At 72.6% G+C, this 14264-nt stretch carries 13 protein-coding genes and 1 pseudogene; 9 read left to right on the top strand and 5 right to left on the bottom strand.

Annotation, left to right across the window (positions count from 1 at the left end):
- The first annotated feature begins 35 nt into the window (after nt 1-35).
- The 6 genes from AB0H64_RS18805 (at nt 36) to AB0H64_RS18780 (ending at nt 7648) form a co-directional block, all read left to right on the top strand.
- Nucleotides 36-1526, top strand: a complete 1491-nt coding sequence (locus AB0H64_RS18805; RefSeq protein WP_357625782.1) for a hypothetical protein — start codon at nt 36-38, stop codon at nt 1524-1526.
- Nucleotides 1526-3064 (top strand): serine/threonine-protein kinase, encoded by a 1539-nt coding sequence (locus tag AB0H64_RS18800; protein WP_357625779.1) that lies wholly within the window; start codon nt 1526-1528, stop codon nt 3062-3064. Before AB0H64_RS18805 ends, AB0H64_RS18800 begins: the two co-directional genes overlap by 1 nt.
- A gap of 89 nt (nt 3065-3153) precedes the next feature.
- The gene (locus AB0H64_RS18795) at nt 3154-3810 is read left to right on the top strand and encodes a response regulator transcription factor (RefSeq protein WP_357625776.1); all 657 of its coding nucleotides are present in this window, start codon (nt 3154-3156) and stop codon (nt 3808-3810) included.
- An 87-nt stretch (nt 3811-3897) separates the two neighbouring features.
- Nucleotides 3898-5961, top strand: a complete 2064-nt coding sequence (locus tag AB0H64_RS18790) for a DUF6421 family protein (RefSeq protein WP_357625773.1) — start codon at nt 3898-3900, stop codon at nt 5959-5961.
- The gene (locus tag AB0H64_RS18785; protein ID WP_357625770.1) at nt 5958-6587 is read left to right on the top strand and encodes an SDR family NAD(P)-dependent oxidoreductase; all 630 of its coding nucleotides are present in this window, start codon (nt 5958-5960) and stop codon (nt 6585-6587) included. The genes AB0H64_RS18790 and AB0H64_RS18785 overlap by 4 nt, the downstream gene beginning before the upstream one ends.
- On the top strand, nt 6584-7648 hold the full coding sequence (locus AB0H64_RS18780) for a low specificity L-threonine aldolase (protein ID WP_357625768.1): 1065 nt from the start codon (nt 6584-6586) through the stop codon (nt 7646-7648). The genes AB0H64_RS18785 and AB0H64_RS18780 overlap by 4 nt, the downstream gene beginning before the upstream one ends.
- Here the strand turns inward: AB0H64_RS18780 and AB0H64_RS18775 are convergent.
- Nucleotides 7645-9057: an NAD(P)/FAD-dependent oxidoreductase gene (locus AB0H64_RS18775; RefSeq protein ID WP_357625765.1), complete on the bottom strand. Its 1413-nt coding sequence runs from the start codon at nt 9055-9057 to the stop codon at nt 7645-7647. The two genes, AB0H64_RS18780 and AB0H64_RS18775, sit on opposite strands and share 4 nt — an antisense overlap.
- A gap of 52 nt (nt 9058-9109) precedes the next feature.
- Nucleotides 9110-9769, bottom strand: coding sequence for a DUF305 domain-containing protein (locus AB0H64_RS18770; RefSeq protein ID WP_357625763.1), 660 nt, complete (start codon nt 9767-9769; stop codon nt 9110-9112).
- 148 nt (nt 9770-9917) lie between these two features.
- Here AB0H64_RS18770 and AB0H64_RS18765 point away from each other — a divergent pair, with 148 nt between their 5' ends.
- Nucleotides 9918-10631 carry a DUF3105 domain-containing protein gene (locus tag AB0H64_RS18765; protein ID WP_357625760.1) on the top strand — a complete coding sequence of 238 codons (714 nt, stop codon included), beginning with the start codon at nt 9918-9920 and terminating at the stop codon, nt 10629-10631.
- Between the two features lie 15 nt (nt 10632-10646).
- Here AB0H64_RS18765 and AB0H64_RS18760 read toward each other — a convergent pair whose 3' ends face one another.
- Entirely contained in the window at nt 10647-11375 is a 729-nt protein-coding gene (locus AB0H64_RS18760) for an amino acid racemase (RefSeq protein WP_357625758.1), read from the bottom strand.
- 105 nt (nt 11376-11480) lie between these two features.
- On the opposite strand from AB0H64_RS18760, the gene AB0H64_RS18755 reads away from it, so the two are divergent.
- The gene (locus tag AB0H64_RS18755; protein ID WP_357625755.1) at nt 11481-12050 is read left to right on the top strand and encodes an XRE family transcriptional regulator; all 570 of its coding nucleotides are present in this window, start codon (nt 11481-11483) and stop codon (nt 12048-12050) included.
- Nucleotides 12051-12063: 13 nt separating this feature from the next.
- On the opposite strand, the gene ald is transcribed toward AB0H64_RS18755, so the two are convergent.
- Together ald and AB0H64_RS18745 are read right to left on the bottom strand one after the other, a co-directional pair.
- Entirely contained in the window at nt 12064-13188 is a 1125-nt protein-coding gene (ald, locus tag AB0H64_RS18750) for an alanine dehydrogenase (RefSeq protein ID WP_357625753.1), read from the bottom strand.
- Between the two features lie 18 nt (nt 13189-13206).
- Nucleotides 13207-13368, bottom strand: coding sequence for a hypothetical protein (locus AB0H64_RS18745; protein WP_357625751.1), 162 nt, complete (start codon nt 13366-13368; stop codon nt 13207-13209).
- Between AB0H64_RS18745 and AB0H64_RS18740 the strand changes: the two are divergent.
- Nucleotides 13361-14264 (top strand): annotated as a pseudogene (locus AB0H64_RS18740) (hypothetical protein); the annotation flags it as partial. The gene AB0H64_RS18745 and the pseudogene AB0H64_RS18740 overlap by 8 nt on opposite strands.

The following is a 14264-nucleotide window of genomic DNA, read 5'->3' as shown; positions in this document are numbered from 1 at the left end:
GGACGCTGTTTACAATCCTGCGAAACGGAGCGGCGATGGCTCGTCTCACAGCTCTGGCCGGCGGCGCCGCTGTGGCGCTGACGGTGCTGTTCCTCCCGCTTTCTCCTCTCTCCCTCCCGGCCGCGGCGCACGAGCACCCCAGCGGCATCACCGACCTCGTCACGCCCGCCGTGGTCCGCGTCGAGGCCACCGCGCACATCGACATAACGCTCCTCGACCACCTACGGGACCTGGTCCACGTGGAACGGTCCTACAAGGTCCCCATCGGCGTGGGCACCGGAACCGTGGTCAACCCCGAGGGGGCCATCGTCACGCTCACCCGCGTGGTCACGAGCGAGCAGGACCTCGCGGTCTACGCGGCCAACAAGATCTTCGCCGAGCACCACAAGGTGAAGATCCCGGCCGACTTCGAGCGCCACAAGCTCAAGGACGACGTGCTCGACCACCACCTCCAGCAGTGCTACCCGCCGCTGACCTCCAGGGCCACCTGCATCTTCGCCATCAGGACCGACATCACGGTCTTCCCTAACGTCTCCCCGGCCGACCCCAAGGGGCTCAAGGCGGACCTGGTCAGGGCGGGCTCCGGCCCCGACACCCCGGCCGTGCTCCAGACGTCCAGCCGGGTGGTGGGCAGCGTCGGCCTGCCCACCGCGCCGCTCGCCGACCGGGTGCCCGAGTCGGCGGGCTCGCCCACCAGCGTGGCCGGCTTCCTCGGTCGCCCCGGCCCCACCGTGCAGAACACCGTCGAGATCGCCCACCTGGCCAAGGGCGGCGGCGCGGGCGAGAACGGCAGGCCGTTCGCCGACCCGGAGAAGAAGGTGGACGAGCCGGTGAAGCTGGCCGGCCTGGCCGACCGCGGGCTGCGCGGCGCGCCCGTCATCGGCGACAAGGACGGCCACGTCGTCGGCCTGCTCATCGGCGGCGGCAACGCGGCCCGGATGATCGGCGTCAGGGAGGTCACGGCGGCCCTGGCCAAGGCGGGGGTCGCCCCGCGCCGGGGTGCGATCGACTCGACGTTCGAGGCGGCGCTGACCCGCTACCACACCAAGTACTACACGGAGGCCGCGCCCGGCTTCCAGCGCGTGCTGGAGCTCTACCCGGGCAACGTGGTGGCCGCCGCGCTGCTCAAGGACTCCCTGGCCAAACGGGGCGGCCCGCAGGACCGCGGCGTCCGGCCGGTCGCCGTGCCGCCGCGCGCCTCCACCCCGCTGTGGCCGTTCATCCTGGCCGCCGCGGTGCTGTTCCTGGCCGCGGCGACCGGGGCGTTCCTGCTGTGGCGGCGCCGGCGCGCGCCCGAGCCGAAACCCGAGCCGCCGCCGCTGGTCACCGCGCCCGCGCAGCCGCTGGACGACAGCGCCGGCCAGACCGTGGTCGTCCGGCGCTCGCAGCCGTTCGCGGTGATCCCGCAGCAGAAGCAGGTGCTCACCGCCCAGGAGCCGTCCGTCAAGTACTGCACGGCCTGCGGGATGCGGCTGGGCGCCGCCCACCGGTTCTGCGGCTACTGCGGTCACCCCATCGAGACGTGATGCAGGTGAACGACAGATCACTCATCGGCCAGGAGGTGGCCGGGTACTACATCGAGGACATAGTCGGCAAGGGCGGCATGGCCGTGGTCTACCTGGCCCTGGACCCCCGGCTGAGCCGGCGCGTGGCGCTCAAGATCCTCAACCCGGTGCTGAGCGTCGACGACCGCTTCCGCCAGCGGTTCATCCTGGAGTCCAGGACGGTCGCCAGCATCGAGCACCCCAACATCATCCCCATCTACGAGGCCAACGCCGACGCCGACGGCGTGCTGTACATCTCGATGCGCTACGTCGACGGGCTCGACCTGCGCCGCCTCATCTACGACCGGGGACCGCTGCCGCTCGCCCAGGCCAGCCAGATCTTCGCGCAGGTGGCAGCCGCGCTCGACGCCGCGCACGCCCACGACCTCATCCACCGCGACGTCAAGCCGGCCAACATCCTGCTGGCCGGCGACCACGTCTACCTGACCGACTTCGGCATCACCAAGCACCGCACGTCGATCTCCGGGCTGACGCAGACCGACCAGTTCATCGGCACCCCCCGGTACATGTCGCCCGAGCAGATCAACAAGGAGCACATCGACGGCAGGTGCGACCAGTACGCGCTGGCCTGCGTCGTGTACGAGGCGCTGTCGGGACGGCTGCCGTTCCAGCGCGACAACGACATCGCGCTGCTGTGGGCGCACCTGGCCGAGCAGCCCACGCCGCTGGCCCAGGTGCGGCCCGAACTGCCGCCCGAGGTCGACGCCGTGATGGCGCGGGCGCTGGCCAAGTCGCCCGAGCAGCGCTACCCGTCGTGCGGGGAGTTCGTGGCCGCGCTGCGCGACGCGATGAGCGGTCACCTGGACGCCCAGCCGCTCGACCGGTCACCGGCCGGCCCCGTCCCGGTACGGCGGAGAGAGCCGGCCGCCCGGGGCGGGACGGGCCGGATCGGGAGGCCGGGCCGGCTGCCGATCATCGCGGCCACGCTCACGGCGGCCGTCGCGGCGCTCGTCCTCGTCGTGCTGGTCGTGGTGAGCCAGCGGGGCGAGTCGTGGGCCCGCTACCGGCCCACCCCGGCCGCGCCGGTGAGCTTCGAGTACCCGGCCGACTGGACGGTCCGAACCCACGAGGACCTGTTCGCGGTGGTCTCGCCGCACGCGACGGAGTTCGAGTCGATGTTCGTCTCGGGAGCCGGGGCGGACTGGGCGCCGGTCACCCCGCTCATCACCGAGGAGCCCGACAGCGTCGCCGGCGTGTACGTCCAGGTCTCCGACACCCTCAGCACCACGGCCACCGACGCGCAGATGAAGGCCATGCTCGAAGGGCTGCTGCCCGGGAAGATCGAGGTGAGCGGGCCGGTCACCGAGCAGGCCGGCACCAGCCCCGCCACCCGCTACACGGGGTCGCTGACCGACCGCGACAGCGGCGCCCGGCTCGGCTTCGTCGGCTACGTCGTCGACCGCAGGCCCAAGCCGATGCTCCTGCTGTACTTCTGCGCCCGCAACACCTGTGACGACGCCGTGCAGGCGCGCGTCCGCCAGAGCGTCCGCCTCTCCTGACCCCGCGCCGAACCTGTGATCTTGGAAGTCACTTGCACCCGGCTTGACCTGGGTGTCCGAGCCGCCCGTGGCCGTCTAGTGTCCCGCGTGTGAGCATACGCATCGTCATCGCGGACGACCAGGCGATGATCAGGGCCGGCCTCCGCATGATCCTGGAGGCCGAGCCCGGCATGGACGTCGTGGGCGAGGCCGCCGACGGCCGGGAGGCCGTCGCCGTGGCCCGGCGCACCCGTCCCGACATCGTCCTGATGGACATCTCCATGCCCCGCCTCGACGGGCTGTCGGCGGCCAGGGAGCTGCTCGAGACACCGTCGCCCCCCAAGATCATCACGCTGACCACCTTCGACAGCGACGAGAACCTGTACGCCGCGCTGCAGGCCGGCACCAGCGGTTTCCTGCTGAAGGTCTCCCCTCCCGAGCAGCTCCTGGAGGCCATCCGCGTCGTCCACGCCGGCGACGCGCTGCTCGACCCCGCGGTGACGAGCCGGGTGATCGCCTCCTTCGCCGGCCGCCGCGAGCCGACGCCCTCGCCGCGGCTGGGCGAGCTGACCCCGCGCGAGCTGGAGGTGCTGCGGCTGCTGGCCCGCGGCATCACCAACGCCGAGATCGCCAGGGAGTTGTTCGTCGGCGAGGCCACGGTCAAGACGCACGTGGCGCGGGTGCTCATGAAGCTGGACCTGCGCGACCGGGCGCAGGCGGTCGTCTTCGCGTACGAGTCGGGGGTGGTGCGTCCGGGAGCCGTGTGAGTCTCAGCATCCGGAAGCCTTTTGTGATGCTTCGGGGGTCTGTGTGTATATTTTCCGTTTGAAAGCGGGAGTTACAGGAGATCTTTCATGCAGGCTTTCCCCAGGGTGCTGTTCGACGAGGCCCACAGCGAGTCGTGGACCATCCGCCGTGACGTGGCCGAGGCCATCAACCCCGCCCATCCCGACGACAGCAGCTACGCCCGCGCGGCCGACCTGCTGCGGCACCTCGGGCACACGGTGACGGCCCACACCGGCGGCCCGCTCACGGCTGGAGCGCTCCAGGACCAGGACGTGCTGGTCATCGCCCATCCGGCGGACGAGCGGTGGGAGCGCACCACTGGCCTCGGCGCCCCCGTGTTCGCCGAGGCCGAGATCGACGCCGTGCGTGACTTCGTCGCAGGCGGCGGCGGGCTCGTCGTGCTCGCCGAGGAGGAGCAGGACAAGTACGGCAGCAACCTCACCGACCTGCTCGCCCGCTTCGGCGTCGGGGTCGGCCACGCCACCGTGCGCGACCCGAGGAACGCCCACAGCGGCGTGGCCACCTGGGTCGTCGCCGCCCCGGCCACCGGGGACGGTCTGCTCGCCGGCGTGAAGAGCGCCTGCTTCTACCGCTCCGGTGTCCTCACCGCCGGGCAGGACGCCACCGTCCTGTTCGCCACCTCGCCGGACGCCGCCCCCGCCGGAGCCCCGCTCGCCGTCGCCCTGACCCACGGTGCGGGCCGCGTGGTCGTCTTCGCCGACTCCGACCTGTTCGGCGACGACTCCTTCGACGACCACGACCACCGGCGGCTCTGGAGCAACGTCGTCACCTGGGCGGCCCGCGTCCCTGACGGCGCCCCCTCGGCCGCCGGCCGCGACGAGGCCAAGGCAGGGCTGTTCGCCCGGCTCAAGGCCGCCGTCGAGGAGCTGCGGCCCCTCCAGGTGAAGGACGGCTCGGTCCCGGAGCACAAGGAACGGGCCAAGGAGCTGGTCGGCGTCATCGCCGCCCGCGTGGCCGAGCTCGCCCCGCACTTCCCGCACGACGCCGCCTACCTCCAGGCCGTCCAGGACGACCTGGCCGCCTGGTCCCGCCAGGACCTCGGCGTCCCCGACTTCCTCGCCTCGCTGGAGCTCTTCCACCCCGACACCCAGCGGACCGACGGGCTGGAGCACCTCGTGGTGTTCCCCATGTACACCCAGAACGGCAACCCGAACCGCAACCTCGAAGCGGTCTGGCTGCGCACCATCTGGCCCGGCTGGCTGGCCGAGCTGGAGGCCGGCGGCTACGACAACCCGATGTTCGTGCCCATCGCCTTCGAGGACTTCACCTCCGGCTACGACACCCACTCGGCCGTGCTCTTCCCCGAGACCGTCGCCGTGCGGCAGGCCCCGGCCCGCTTCACCTGGGGCGGCATCTTCGCCGACCGCGAGGCCGCCCGGTTCCGGCGCGTGTCGGGCGCGGCGACCACCACACTCAGGCTCGACCTGCCGCCGGACGCCGCCCGGCTGCTCGGCTCGCAGCAGCTCGCCCAGGACACGTTCGTGCTGTGGGACCTCATCCACGACCGCACCCACAGCCACGGCGACCTGCCGTTCGACCCGTTCATGATCAAGCAGCGCATGCCGTACTGGCTGTACTCGCTGGAGGAGCTGCGCTGCGACCTGACCGCGTTCGGCGAGGCGGTCAAGCTGGAGGCGCGAGGCGTGCCGCACGCCCGCTACGTCCAGCACGCCATCCTGTTCGACCGGCTCTTCCGCTTCCCGATCACCGGCGAGCGGGTGCGCAACTACGACGGGCTCGGCGGCCAGCTCCTGTTCGCCTACCTGCACCGCAACGACATCGTCCGCTGGACCGACAACCGGCTCACCATCGACTGGGACCGGGTCGCCGACGGCGTCGCCGACCTGCGCGGCGAGGTGGAGAAGCTCTACCGCGACAGCATCGACCGCTCCAAGCTGGCCCACTGGCTGGCCGCCTACGAGCTGGTCAGCGCCTACGTCGAGCCGCACCCCGCCTCGACCTGGGCCAAGGGTGTCCAGGCCCTGCCCGAGGAGCAGAAGGCCAAGGTGGACGCGGTGCTGCCCGACGAGTTCCCCCTGAGCATGTTCTACGAGGCGCTGCGCCGTAGGCTGGCCGACGTGGTCGAGTCGACGAAGGGGATCCGGGGATGATCGTCGTGGTGACCGGGGCCGGCGGCCCCACCGGGCAGGCCGTGGCCGGCCACTTCCGCGCCGGCGGGCACACCGTGATCGCCGTGGACCGCGACGAGGTCGACCTGCTCGACCGTGACGCCGTCCAGTCCTTCGCGGCGCGTGTGGAGAAGGAGCACGGCCTCGTCGACGGCGTCGTCCACCTCGTCGGCGGCTGGCGCGGCTCCAAGAGCTTCGCCGAGACCGATCTCGGTGACTGGGATGCCCTGCACGACCTGCTGATCCGCACGCTCCAGCACGTCTCGCTGGCGTTCGAGCCGCTGCTGCGCAGGAGCGCCAACGGCCGGTTCGTGGTCGTCTCCGCCCAGGCGGCGCAGCGGCCCACCGCGGGCGGCGCCGCCTACGCCGCCGCCAAGGCCGCCGCCGAGGCGTGGACCCTCTCCCTGGCCGACGCGCTGCGCGACACCCACTCCGCGGCCGTCATCCTCGTCGTCAAGGCGCTGGTCAACGACGCCATGCGCGCGGCCAAGCCCGAGGCGCGCTTCGCCGGGTTCACCGACGTGCGCGACCTCGCCCAGGCCGTCGACGGGCTCTACGACCGACCCGCCACGGAGATCAACGGCACCCGACAGGACCTCACGACGTGACACCACGGCACGACCCCTCGCTCAAGGGCTTCGCCAGCGACAACTACGCCGGCGTCCACCCCGAGATCCTCCAGGCCATCGCCGAGGCCAACGGCGGTCACCAGATCGCCTACGGCGACGACGTCTACACCGAGGCGCTGGGCCAGGTCTTCCGCCGGCACTTCGGCGAGACGGCCCGCGCGTGGCCCGTGTTCAACGGCACCGCCGCCAACGTCGTCTCGCTGCGCTCCATGCTCGCCCCCTGGGAGGCGGTCGTCTGCGCCGAGACCGCCCACATCAACACCGACGAGGGCGGCGCCCCCGAGGTGGTCGCCGGCATCAAGCTGCTCACGGTCCCCACGCCCGACGGCAAGCTCACGCCCGAGCTGATCGACCGGCAGGCGTGGGGCTTCGGCGACGTCCACCGCGCCCAGCCGCGCGTGGTGTCCATCTCCAACACCACGGAGCTGGGCACCGTCTACACGCCGCAGGAGATCGCCGCGATATGCGCCCACGCCCACGAGCGTGGCCTGCTCGTCCACCTCGACGGCTCGCGCCTGACGAACGCCGCTGCCGCGCTCGACGTGTCCATGCGGGCGCTGACCACCGACGCGGGCGTCGACGTGCTCTCCTTCGGCGGCACCAAGATCGGCATGCTGTACGGCGAGGCCGTCGTGGTGCTCGACCCCGAGGCGGCCCGGGGCGTCGACTACCTGCGCAAGACGCTCATGCAGCTGTCGTCGAAGATGCGGTTCGTCTCCGCCCAGTTCGAGGCGCTGCTGTCGGGCGACCTGTGGCTGCGCAACGCCCGCCAGGCCAACGCCATGGGCCGGCGGCTGGCCGAGGCGGTCCGTGGCCTGCCGGGCGTGGAGGTGCCCCGGCCCGTCGAGGCCAACGCCGTCTTCGCGATCCTGCCCCGCGACGTCACCGAGCGCCTGCAGAAGCGCTTCCGCTTCTACACCTGGAACGAGGCGACGGGCGAGGTGCGCTGGATGTGCGCCTTCGACACCACCGAGGCCGACGTGGACGCCTTCGCGGCGGCCCTCGCCGAGGAGCTCGGCGAGGAGCCCGGCAAGGGTTAGCGCGCGCGGAGTGCGAGGCGGGCGGCCTGCCAGCCGCCCATCCCGTGCGTGCCCGCCCCCGGCGGGGTCGCCGCCGAGCACAGGAACACCCCGGGCAGCGGTGTGCGCCACGGCGCCGGCGACCAGACCGGCCGCCGGGCGAACTGGCCGAGGCTCGCCAGCCCGCCGCCGATGTCGCCGCCCACCAGGTTGGCGTCGAACGACTCCAGCGCCGCCGGCCCCATGGCGTGCCGGGCCAGCACCCGGTCCCGGAACCCCGGGGCGTACCTCTCGATCTGCGCCTCGATCGCGGCCGTCATGTCCACGGCCGAGCCGTTGGGCACGTGGCAGTAGCCCCACAGCGTGTGGCCGCCGCGCGTGGGGTCGGCCGCGTACGGCTGGACGAGCAGCACGTACGGGCGCGGCGAGTGGCGTCCGCGCGCCGTCTCGGCCTCGCTCAGCGCGATCTCCTCCAGCGTGCCGCCCAGGTGGACGGTGCCGGCCGAGGCGACGGCCGGGTCGCGCCACGGCACCGGTCCGTCGAGCGCCCAGTCCAGCTTGAACACCCCCGGCCCGTAGCGGTAGCGCCGCAGCCGCCGCCGGTAGGCCGGGGGCAGCTCCGCCATCTCCAGGAACTGCCGGGGCGTCACGTCGAGCACGACCGTCTCGGCGTCGAGCTCCGCGAGCTCGCGCAGGTGGCGTACCCGGTGCCCGGCGACCGCCTCCCCGCCCAGCTCGCGCAGCCTGGCCACCAGGGCGTCGGCCAGCGCCTGCGACCCGCCCCTGACCAGCGGCCAGCCCACCAGGTGCGCCAGCGCGCCGAGCATCAGGCCGTACGCGCTGCTGAGCGGCGCGCGCAGGTCCAGCAGCGAGTGCGCGGCCATCCCGGCGAACACGGCCCGGCCCTCGGTGGTGCGGAACACCCGCCGTGCGAACGCCGTGGCGGGCGTCAGGCCAGCGAGCCCGAACCCCGCCGCCGACGCGAACGTCCGGGGGCCGCCGCGCCACGGCCCGAGCGGCCTCAGCAGCAGGTCCGTGAGCGGCAGGCCGGCGCGCGCCGCCGCGCCCACGCTCGCCCGCCAGGCCGTGCCGTCCACGCCCAGCCCTTCGGAGGTACGGCGGGCGTCGCGGTGCACCAGCACCGCGGGCCGGTCGTCGAGAGGGTGGGCGGCGGCCACGGGCGGGTGCGCGAACTCCACCATCCGCTCCACGCCCAGCTCCCGGAACGCGGGCGAGGCCAGGGCCAGCGCCATGACCGTCGCCCCCACGTCGTGGACGCGGCCCGGCAGCGTCAGCTCCTCGGAGCGCAGACCGCCGCCGAACCGCTCGGCCGCCTCCAGCAGCACCACCTCGCGCCCGGCCGCGGCGAGCATGACGGCCGCGACGAGCCCGTTGGGACCCGACCCGACGACGACCGCCCGGCCGCTCACCCGAGCCCGCTCACTTCGCGGCATCCGGGACCCGCGCCGGCCGACGGGGGGATCACTTGAGGATGCTGGGGAGAGGCTGGGCGCCGCGCGCCCTGAGCAGGTCGGTCATGAGCTTGATCTCGCCCGTCTGACCCTTGACGATCTTCTCGGCCATACCGGCGACCTCCTCCCGGTCGGACAGCCGCAGCAGCCCCTGGGCCATCTGCACGCCGCCCTCGTGGTGGCGGATCATGAGCTGGAGGAACTGCACCTCGGCCTCCTTGCCCTGGAGGGACTTGAGCCGGGTCAGCTCCTCGGGGGTGGCCATCCCGGGCATCACTCCGGGCTGGGCCGCCGTGCCGCCGCCATGGCCGTGGCCGTTCATCCACGCCATCGGCCGCAGGTCGGTGGCCTGGTCGAGCCCCCACTGCTGGAGCCAGCCGAGGAACATCCCCCGCTGGTTGGACTGGGTGGTGATGATGTCGTAGGCCAGGTTGCGGATCTCCCGCGACCGGCTCTCGTCCCTGATCGTGAAGGCCATGTCGACGGCCTGCGCGTGGTGGGCGGCCATGTCGCGGGCGAACCCGGCCTCGGGGGAGGCGTCGGCCGGAGCGCCGCCCCGGCCGAACAGGAGGAAGAGCGCCGCGGCGGCGACGATCAGGACGGCGCAGCCGGCGAGCAGGGTGCTCCGCGCGGACCGGGCGGGCCTTGCTGGGGTTTCGGGGTTGTCCATGGCGTGTCCAGCGTACCCATCCCGGCGGCCCGATCCCCGCCTTCCGGCCGCCGTGAACCGGGCGTTAGGCGGCTTAAGCCCGCCTTATTCTCCTCATACGATTCCAGGGCATAGGGTGGCCCGGAGTTGGCACGCCGATGGAGGACGGATGAAGGAGAAGGCGCAGGCCCGGCGCGAGCATCTGGAGAAGATGCGCGCCGAGCAGAAGCGCAAGGAGCGGCGCGCGGCGTTCCTCATGTGGGGCGCGGGCGGGCTCGTGGTCGTGCTGCTCGTGGGCGTCGTCGGCTTCTACCTGGTCAAGCAGGCCAAGGAGACCTCGCTCGACGCGGTGTCCAACTACTCCTACGAGGCGGGCCAGCACGTGTGGACCCCGGTGACGTACAAGGAGACCCCGCCCGTCGGTGGCCAGCACAACAACTACTGGCAGGCGTGCGACATCTACGACAAGCCCATCCACAACGAGCACGCCGTCCACTCGATGGAGCACGGCGCCGTGTGGATCACCTATCGGCAGGACCTGCCCAAGCAGCAGGTGGACAAGCTCCGCAGCGTGGCCTCCAGCACGGGCCAGAAGGACTTCATGCTGGTGAGCCCGTACCCCAACCTGCCGTCGCCGATCGTGGCGTCCTCCTGGGGCCACCAGCTCAAGCTGGACAACCCCGACGACCCGAAGCTGCCCGCGTTCATCAAGAAGTTCCAGAACGGCAAGGACACCCCGGAGCCGGGCGCCATCTGCGGCGGTCCTGACGCGATCACCTCGACGGCCGACCAGGCGCCGCTGCCGCCGGAGCCGAAGGGCGACCAGCAGCAGCCGATGGAGACCCTCGCCCCGACCGCCAGCCCGACCCAGAGCAACAAGTAGTGGCCCGGCGCCCGCTCACGGCGTGAGCGGGCCGCCGCGCCACGACGGCAGCGGCCGCTCGCCCACGGCCACCTCGTAGGCGGCCCGCGCGAGCAGGCGGGTGGAGTCGAGCGTCGGCAGCGGGGAGACCTCAGGCGTCACGAGCAGCGGGATCTCCGTGCAGACCAGCGCGACCGCGTCACAGCCTCTCGCCGCGAGCCGCTCGATGACCCGGACGTACTCCTGGCGGGAGGCGTCCGTGAAGATGCCGTTGACCAGCTCCTCGAAGATGATCCGGTTCACCGTCTCGCGGTCGGCGGGACCGGGGACCTCGGCGGTGACGCCGCGCGCGGCCAGCGCCCGCGGGTAGACGGCCCCGTCCATGGTGTACCTGGTGCCGAGCACGCCCACGCGTCGCCGCCCTTCCGCGGCGGCCCGGTCCGCCACGATCTCGGCGATGTGCAGGCCGGGCAGCGCCAGGTCCGGGCCCGGGTGTTCGAGCGCCAGATGGGCGGTGTTGTCCGGGCAGGCGAAGAAGGCGGCGCCCGCCCTGGCGAGCCGCTCCACGCTCACGGCCAGGGTCTCCCGGACGGCCGCGTGGTCGCCGGCGTCCCAGGCGGGCATGCTGCGACCCATGGCGATGTAGTCGAGGGTCACGTCCGGATGCTCGTTGCGCCCGGTGCGGCGGAAGCCCTCCTGGCAGTACTCCAGGAAGCAGAGCGCCGCGCCCTCCGTGCTGTGCGCGAGGATGCCGGCATGGGGCATGCTGATCCCTCCGGTGTTCGGTGTGTCGAACGGTTGTATCGTCAGAGTGGACCAGCGGTCTGGCGTTCGTCAAACCGAACACTCGTCCCGGAGGAGCGAACGACCTTGGGAAGCGGCACCACCGGTGAGCCCGGCCTGATCGCGGTGATCGCCGCCTCGCTCCGCCGCGAGCGCGAGCGCGCCGGCCTGTCCCTGAGCGAGCTGGCCAAGCGGGCCGGCGTCGCCAAGTCCACCCTGTCGCAGATCGAGTCCGGCGCGGGCAACCCCGGCGTCGAGACGCTCTGGGCGCTGGCCACCGCGCTCGGCGTGCCGTTCAGCCGGCTCGTCGACCCGCCCCGGCCCGCCACCCGCGTGGTCCGGGCGGGGGAGGGGCCCGCCACCCACTCCGAGGTCGCCGGCTACACGGCCACCCTGCTCGCCTCCTGCCCCCCGAACGCCCGCCGTGACCTGTACCGGGTCGTGGCCCGGCCGGGGGAGCCCCGCCTGTCCACGCCACACCCGCCCGGCACGGTCGAGCACGTGGTCCTGGCCGCCGGCCGGGCCCTCGCCGGCCCGGCGGAGGAGCCGGTGGAGCTGCGGCCGGGCGACTACCTGACCTACCCGGGCGACGTGCCCCACATCTTCGACGCCCTCGCCCCGGACACCAGCGCGGTCTTCCTCATGGAGCACATCTGAGTCCCCGGGCGGGTTAGGCGGGAGGGCCGAGGACGTCCTCCGGCGGCGTCCACGCCAGGCCGTGGGCCTCGGCGACCGGGCGGCTCGTCAGGTGACCCTCGTGGGTGCTCAGCCCGCGCCCCAGCTCCGGGTCCAGGCGCATGGCCTGCCGCCAGCCCACGTCGGCGATGGCCAGCGCGTACGGCAGCGTCACGTTCGTCAGCGCGTACGTCGAGGTGTGCGGGACGGCGCCGGGCATGTTGGCCACGCAGTAGAACACCGACTCGTGGACCCGGTAGGTCGGATCGGCGTGCGTGGTGGGGCGGGAGTCCTCGAAGCAGCCGCCCTGGTCGATGGAGACGTCCACCAGCACCGAGCCCGGCTTCATACGGCTGACCAGGTCGTTGGTCACCAGCTTGGGCGCCCGTGCCCCCGGCACCAGCACCGCGCCGATGACGAGGTCCGCCTCCAGGACCGCGCGCTCGACCTCCAGCGTGTTGGAGGCGATCGTCTGGCAGTGACCCTGGTAGATGAGGTCCGCCTGGCGCAGCTTGTCGATGTTGCGGTCGAGCAGCACCACCTCGGCCTGCATGCCGAGCGCGATGGCCGCCGCGTTCATGCCGGACACCCCGGCGCCGATCACGACGACGTTCGCGGCGCGCACGCCGGACACGCCACCCATGAGCACGCCCCGCCCGCCGCCGCTGCGCATCAGGTGGTAGGCGCCCACCTGCGGCGCGAGCCGGCCCGCCACCTCCGACATGGGCGCCAGCAGCGGCAGCGCCCCGCCCGTCGTCTGCACGGTCTCGTACGCCACCCCGGTGACGCCCGAGTCGAGCATCGCCGTGGTGCAGTCGTTCGAGGCCGCCAGGTGCAGGTACGTGAACAGCACCTGCCCCTTGCGCATCCGGTGGTACTCCTCGGCCACCGGCTCCTTCACCTTGAGCACGAGGTCGCCCTCGGCCCACACCTCGTCCGCCGTGTCGAGGATCACGGCCCCCGCCGCCTTGAAGTACATGTCCGGGATGGACGAGCCGACGCCCGCCTCCCGCTCGACGAAGACCTGATGGCCGTTGCGCACCAGCTCGTGGACGCCCGCCGGGGTGAGCGCCACGCGGTACTCGTTGTCCTTGACCTCGCGGGGAACGCCGACCTTCATGACCCCACCCTCGTTTCGTCAGCCGGGCTGAATCGCTGCCATCCCCTCCTTATTCCTCCATTTCTCCGCTTCTCTCAGGACGGCGTGGAGGAATATCCGGTTGATTACCTTGGTGCCGCTCCTCCTCGCTAAGCTCACCGGCAGCCCGTACGTCAGGATGGGGTCGTCGAGGATGGACAAGCCGGAGGAGCCGCCACCAGCGGCCCCGGAGGAGCCGCAGGCCAGCAGGCTCACCACCATCGTGTTGATCGTCTCGCTCGTCCTCGTGGTGGTGATCGCGGGCGTGCTCGGCACCGTGGCCGTCCTCATGACGAGGAGCCCGGACGCGCCGCTGCTCGGCGGCGTGCCGCCCCAGCGTCTGCCGACGCCCATCCACTTCGCCCCGATCCGCGAGCAGAAGCCCGCGCCGTGCCCCGGCGCGGAGGCCGCGCTCGACGAGCGGCAGACCACGTGCTACCTGCTGGAGGACGGCGTCACGGTCGAGGCCGTGCAGCGGATCGAGCCGGTGCGGGAGAAGGACGGCACGTACTCCGTGCGCGTGGCGATCGCCCCGAAGTACAAGGAGAAGGTGGTCGCGCTCATCGACGAGATGGTGCCCGACCAGCGGCAGATCGCCGTCGTGCTGGTGCCCAGGACCGTCGTGGCCGCGCCCATCGTCACCCAGAGCATGGACGGCGACAGCCTGAGCATCGCGGGCTTCACCAAGGAGGAGGCCGAGGCCCTGGCCACCCGCCTGCTGGGCACCCCGCCCGCGACCGGTCAGCCGTCATCGGGCCAGCCGGGCACGGGCCAGCCGGGCACGGGCCAGCCGAGCACGGGACAGCCGGGCACGGGACAGCCCGGGACGGATCAGCCGGGGACAGGGGAGCAGCCGGGCACGGGACAGCAGACGGGGACCGGCCAGCCGCTGCCCGGCACCACGAACCCGGCCACCCAGAGCACCTCCGGCACCGGACTCACCGACACCACGGGCACCCAGACCACGGGCACCCAGACCACGGGCACCCAGACCACGGGCACCCAGACCACGGGCACCCAGACCACGGGCACCCAGACCACGGGCACCCAGACCACGG

The organism is Nonomuraea sp. NPDC050733 (assembly GCF_040654215.1).
GTDB lineage: Bacteria > Actinomycetota > Actinomycetes > Streptosporangiales > Streptosporangiaceae > Nonomuraea.
This window is presented reverse-complemented; position numbering and strand designations above follow the sequence as displayed.

Excerpts from the sequence above, each read along its gene's own strand:
- AB0H64_RS18790 (WP_357625773.1), top strand. The coding sequence starts at position 3,898 with ATGCAGGCTTTCCCCAGGGTGCTGTTCGACGAGGCCCACAGCGAGTCG.
- AB0H64_RS18800 (WP_357625779.1), top strand. The coding sequence starts at position 1,526 with ATGCAGGTGAACGACAGATCACTCATCGGCCAGGAGGTGGCCGGGTAC.
- AB0H64_RS18765 (WP_357625760.1), top strand. The coding sequence starts at position 9,918 with ATGAAGGAGAAGGCGCAGGCCCGGCGCGAGCATCTGGAGAAGATGCGC.
- AB0H64_RS18760 (WP_357625758.1), bottom strand. The coding sequence starts at position 11,375 with ATGCCCCATGCCGGCATCCTCGCGCACAGCACGGAGGGCGCGGCGCTC.
- AB0H64_RS18770 (WP_357625763.1), bottom strand. The coding sequence starts at position 9,769 with ATGGACAACCCCGAAACCCCAGCAAGGCCCGCCCGGTCCGCGCGGAGC.
- AB0H64_RS18785 (WP_357625770.1), top strand. The coding sequence starts at position 5,958 with ATGATCGTCGTGGTGACCGGGGCCGGCGGCCCCACCGGGCAGGCCGTG.
- AB0H64_RS18805 (WP_357625782.1), top strand. The coding sequence starts at position 36 with ATGGCTCGTCTCACAGCTCTGGCCGGCGGCGCCGCTGTGGCGCTGACG.
- ald (WP_357625753.1), bottom strand. The coding sequence starts at position 13,188 with ATGAAGGTCGGCGTTCCCCGCGAGGTCAAGGACAACGAGTACCGCGTG.